Source organism: Pseudomonas sp. PA-4-8C (genome assembly GCF_021606625.1).
GTDB classification, from domain to species: Bacteria; Pseudomonadota; Gammaproteobacteria; order Pseudomonadales; family Pseudomonadaceae; genus Aquipseudomonas; species Aquipseudomonas lactis.
Map to the genome: position 1 here is coordinate 1 of NZ_WKCD01000365.1, position 4,552 is coordinate 4,552.

Genomic DNA, 4,552 nt, shown 5'->3' on the forward strand with positions numbered 1-4,552 from the left:
ACCTTATCTATGCTGCTTGCATCACCTCAATCGGGTAGAACCCAGGGACGGGGGGGCTGATCATGATTTCCATCACCGAATTCAACCGCATCATGGCCTCAGGCTTCCTGCCGCTGGCGTGTGAGTGCTGCCTTAACAGCGACGGCTCGCTGCGCATCAGCGTGTTCGAGCCTGCGTCCGGTCGTGTCGACTTGCTGTTGACCCGTGTATCGCCCGAGGGCCTGGACAGCATCCGTGCCATCTCCAACCTGATTGGTGAGTTGCGTACCGAGATAAAGGCCGGGCGCCGTGGGTTTGCTGCGGTAGGTTAAGGGCCGTCCAGCGCGTCAGAGGCGCCGCAGGAAGGATTTGACGATGTGGCGCGTGGCGTCTGTGGTGTCCAGCTCATCCAGGGCGTTGTAGGCATACCACTGGCAATCGACAATCTCGTTGCACGGCCGTGCCTCGTCGATATTGACTACCGATGCCTCAAACACGTGGTGGACGGTGTCTCGGGCCTTGAGCTCCTGCAGGTACAGCAAGCCGTCCACGTTTAACCCGGTTTCTTCTTCCAGCTCGCGTTCCGCCGCGCCTACCGGGCGCTCGTCTGCTTCCACTTTCCCGCCGGGCAATGCCCATTTTGATCTGGCCTTGCGCACGAAGAGAATATGCCCCTCATGTTCGCAAATGACGGTTGCCCTAATTTTCATCGAATGTGCCCCCGCGCCGAACGAATGTCATAAAAGTGTAATGCAATTGTCATGCTAAGTGGTTATGGCGCGCCAGGGCCGGTATGTGGATACTGCCCGATTGACGAATACGACCGAGGACATTAGATGAAGACCATACGCTGGGGCATGATCGGCTGTGGCAGTGTCACTGAGTTAAAGAGTGGACCGGCTTTCTATAAAGCGCCAGGTTCGGAATTGGTCGCCGTGATGGGGCGGCGTGCCGAGGCGGTGCGCGATTATGCGGCGCGCCATGGCATTGCCCGTTGCTATACCGACGCCCAGGCTTTGATCGATGACCCCGAGGTGGATGCGGTCTACATCGCCACTCCACCCGACAGCCATCTTGAATACGCCTTGAGGGTGGCGGCGGCGGGCAAGCATTGCTGCGTCGAAAAGCCGATGTCGCTGAATGCTGAACAGAGCGCGTTGATGCAGCGCACATTTGAGCGCGCCGGGCTGCACCTGTTTGTTTCTTATTACCGGCGTTCATTGCCACGCTTCCAGCAAGTGCGCACCTGGCTGCAGGAAGGCCGTATCGGTGAGCTGCGCCATCTGAGCTGGACTTTGTGCAAACCCGCTGCCGTAACAGACACCGACGCCACCAATTGGCGCACCGACCCGGCCATTGCCGGTGGCGGCTACTTTGCCGACCTGGCCAGCCATGGGTTTGACCTGTTCCAGTACCTGGCTGGCGATATCGTTGAGGTCTCAGGCTTTTCGGCGCGACAGGCCGGACGCTATGCGGCAGAAGATGCAGTGACGGCCTGTTGGACATTCGCCAGCGGTGCGTTGGGCATGGGCTGCTGGAACTTTGTGGCGGACCGTCGCGAAGACCGTGTCGAACTGATCGGCAGTCGCGGCCGTATTCAGTTTTCGGTGTTCGAGGACCAGCCGTTACGTCTTGAAGGCGAGACCACCGAAGTGTTGGAAGTGCCGTGTCACACCCATATTCAATGGCACCATGTCTTGAACATGAATGCGCATATTCGTGGCGAGGCCGAGCATCCGTCGCTGGCCATCGAAGCGCTGAAGACCGATATCATCCTGGATAAGGTGCTACACCGTTACTCCCTGCATCCCTAGTCGTGGCGATAGCGTAAGGCTTCACTCTTTTAAAGGAATACCGGGATGAAATACTGGATGGTGTTGTGGCTGCTGATCGCCACCGTGACAACGGCGGCGCCACGCAGCCAAGGGCAGTCGGGCGAGTTTGATTTCTATGTGCTGTCGCTATCGTGGTCACCCACGTTTTGCCTGACGCACCCAGGCAATGAGCAATGCTCGGGCAAGGGCTACGGCTTTGTGCTGCACGGTTTGTGGCCGCAATACGCGCGGGGAGGGTGGCCGGCGTCCTGTACGCCGCAGACGCACTTGAGCGAGGCAGAAATGGACAAGGGCGCGGTGCTGTTTCCCACCCGTGCACTGCTCAAGCATGAGTGGGCCAAGCATGGCACCTGCAGTGGGCTGCCGCCGTTGGAGTATCTGGCGAAGACCGATGTGGCGCTTGGTGCGGTGGTGATCCCGCAGCAACTGCAGCCGTTCAACACGCCGCCGTCTTTGCAGGCCAAAGAGATCGAGGCGCTGTTTCGCGAGAGCAACCCACGCATGGGCAACCACGGGATGGCGGTGATCTGCAAGGGCCAGGTGCTGTCGGAAGTGCGGGTGTGCCTGACCAAGGATCTGGCGTTTGCAGGTTGCCCGCGCAGTGTGAAAAGCCAATGCCGTGGAGGCGATATTCGTATTCCCACGCAGCGCTGAGCCGCGCAGGCGCCTAGAACTCGCCGGAATACTTCACCGCAGCTGCCGCGCGTGAGGGGACATTCAGGCTGCGCAACAATGACGACACATGGATACGCACGGTAAACGGCGAGATATTCAGGACCTTGGCAATTTCCTTGTTGGTCTTGCCCTGGGCAATCAGGCGCAGCACTTCCTGCTGACGTGGGGTGAGGGTGTGGGTGTCGAGGGGCAGCAGGCCTGAAGGGGCGAACTTGACCAGCACTTCGCCCTCGCGGATCGCCAGCAGGGCCTGGCCGATCTCGTCCGGGGCGATGTTCTTGCCGATAAAACCGTCGGCGCCCAGGGCCATGACCTGTTCGATCAGCGCGGGGTCGTCGACCATCGACACCAGGACCAAGGTGGTGCGTTTGAGTTGCTGGCGCAGTTCGGCCAGTTGGCTGATGCAGGTCAGGCCGGGAAAGCGCAAATCGAGAATCAAGGTATCGACCTCGCCCGCTTCGCACAGCAACGCATTCACCGTGGCCAGGTCGCCGGCCTCCTGCACCACCGCGCCCGGTAGCAGGCGCTGCACGGTGCGCGTCATGCCTTCGCGAAACATGGGGTGGTCGTCGGCGATGATGATTCGGCCAGTCATTGTGTGCTCCTTCCTGGGGCAAGGTTGTATCCAGGCATGCTAATTTACCACCGGGCCTGTAGGAGCGAGCTTGCTCGCGAAGAACTCACAGGCGCTGCGTTCATTCAGGCAACACGCGTTATCGTTAACGTTTTTCGCGAGCAAGCTCGCTCCTACAGATGATAGGTCAGGGATATGACGATGAGTCTTGAGACCAACTCTGAACTCGATCAGGCTAACCTGCGCATTGTGGTGGCCACCATCGCCATTGTGTATATAAGCTTACTGGGTTTCCTACCTGGGCAATCGCTGGACACCTACCTGCCGGTGATCCTCTATATCTTCGTGTTCCTGCTGGCGTCCATCGTGCTTCGCCAGGTGATCGCACGCTGGCCCGGGCATTACCCGGCGCGGCGGATCTTCGGCATGATCCACGATTACACCGGTACTTCGTTCGGCCTGGTGGTGGGTGGTGAAGCGGCGTTGCCGCTGTATGCGGTGATGGTCTGGGTGAACTTGGGCAATGGCATGCGCTACGGTTCGCGCTATCTGGCGATTGCCACGGCGCTGGCGTTGCTGGCGCTGTTGATCGTGTACCAGCTTACGCCGCTGTGGCAGGCGCAGCCGTTCATGGTGCTGATGCTGATGATCACCAGCACGGTGATCCCGGTGTATGCGCATATTCTGCTGGAGCGCACGCGCAAGGCCTCCGAGCAAGCCATCGCTGCCAACCTGGAAAAATCCCGCTTTCTCGCCCAGGCCAGTCATGACCTGCGCCAGCCGATCCACTCCATTGGCCTGTTCACCGCCTGCCTGCGCGAAGCCCGCTTGGGAGATGACGAACAGCGCTTGGTGGACAATATCGACCGTTCGCTGCTTAACGTGTCGCAATTGTTCCGTTCGATTCTCGACCTCTACACCCTCGACAACGGTCGCCTGTTGCCCAAGTACCAAGTGATCCACCTGGGCGAATTTCTCGCCGACCTGGTGCGCCAGAACGCCGAGGCCGCACGCTGGGCGGGGGTGGAGTTGCGCTTGCGCCCCTGCGCTCATTGGGTGTTGGTCGATCCGGGCATGCTGGCGACCATGGTGCAGAACCTGCTCTCCAATTGCTTCAAATACGGCGCGCTGCGACCGGTGCTGATCGGCGTGCGTGTGCGCGATAACGGCTTGGTAGTAGAGGTACACGACCAGGGGAGGGGGATTGCCAGGGAGCATCTTTCAAAAGTCTTCGAAGAGTTTTATCGCGTGCGTCAACTGCGTGACAAGGACGTTGAAGGCGTGGGCCTGGGGCTGTCCATCGTCAAGCGCCTGGGGCAATTGATGGGGTTGCAGGTGAGCCTGCGCTCGCGCGTTGGCCATGGCACTTCTGTCAGCTTGCATGGCTTGGCCCTGGCTAACGCGCCGCACCAACCGGCGCTGCGCGACGACGCACGCCAGGCCGGGCTGCTCACCGGGCTGAAAGTCTGCCTGGTAGAGGATGACTACG

General features: G+C 60.1%; 6 protein-coding genes. 4 read left to right on the top strand and 2 right to left on the bottom strand.

The features are described from left to right. The first annotated feature begins 62 nt into the window (after positions 1-62). The gene (locus GIW04_RS28130) at positions 63-311 is read left to right on the top strand and encodes a DUF1652 domain-containing protein (RefSeq protein WP_003191753.1); all 249 of its coding nucleotides are present in this window, start codon (positions 63-65) and stop codon (positions 309-311) included. A gap of 15 nt (positions 312-326) precedes the next feature. Here GIW04_RS28130 and GIW04_RS28135 read toward each other — a convergent pair whose 3' ends face one another. Then, complete coding sequence (locus GIW04_RS28135) at positions 327-689, bottom strand: NUDIX hydrolase (RefSeq protein ID WP_003191752.1); 363 nt, start codon at positions 687-689, stop codon at positions 327-329. 126 nt (positions 690-815) lie between these two features. Here GIW04_RS28135 and GIW04_RS28140 point away from each other — a divergent pair, with 126 nt between their 5' ends. Beyond that, the gene (locus tag GIW04_RS28140) at positions 816-1,793 is read left to right on the top strand and encodes a Gfo/Idh/MocA family protein (RefSeq protein ID WP_120248150.1); all 978 of its coding nucleotides are present in this window, start codon (positions 816-818) and stop codon (positions 1,791-1,793) included. Positions 1,794-1,838: 45 nt separating this feature from the next. Then, positions 1,839-2,468 carry a ribonuclease T2 family protein gene (locus GIW04_RS28145; protein WP_120248149.1) on the top strand — a complete coding sequence of 210 codons (630 nt, stop codon included), beginning with the start codon at positions 1,839-1,841 and terminating at the stop codon, positions 2,466-2,468. A gap of 13 nt (positions 2,469-2,481) precedes the next feature. Here GIW04_RS28145 and GIW04_RS28150 read toward each other — a convergent pair whose 3' ends face one another. After that, entirely contained in the window at positions 2,482-3,084 is a 603-nt protein-coding gene (locus GIW04_RS28150) for a LuxR C-terminal-related transcriptional regulator (RefSeq protein ID WP_003191748.1), read from the bottom strand. A gap of 180 nt (positions 3,085-3,264) precedes the next feature. Here GIW04_RS28150 and GIW04_RS28155 point away from each other — a divergent pair. Continuing rightward, positions 3,265-4,552 (top strand): sensor histidine kinase (locus tag GIW04_RS28155; RefSeq protein ID WP_236479426.1); only part of this gene is annotated, 1,288 nt, incomplete at its 3' end.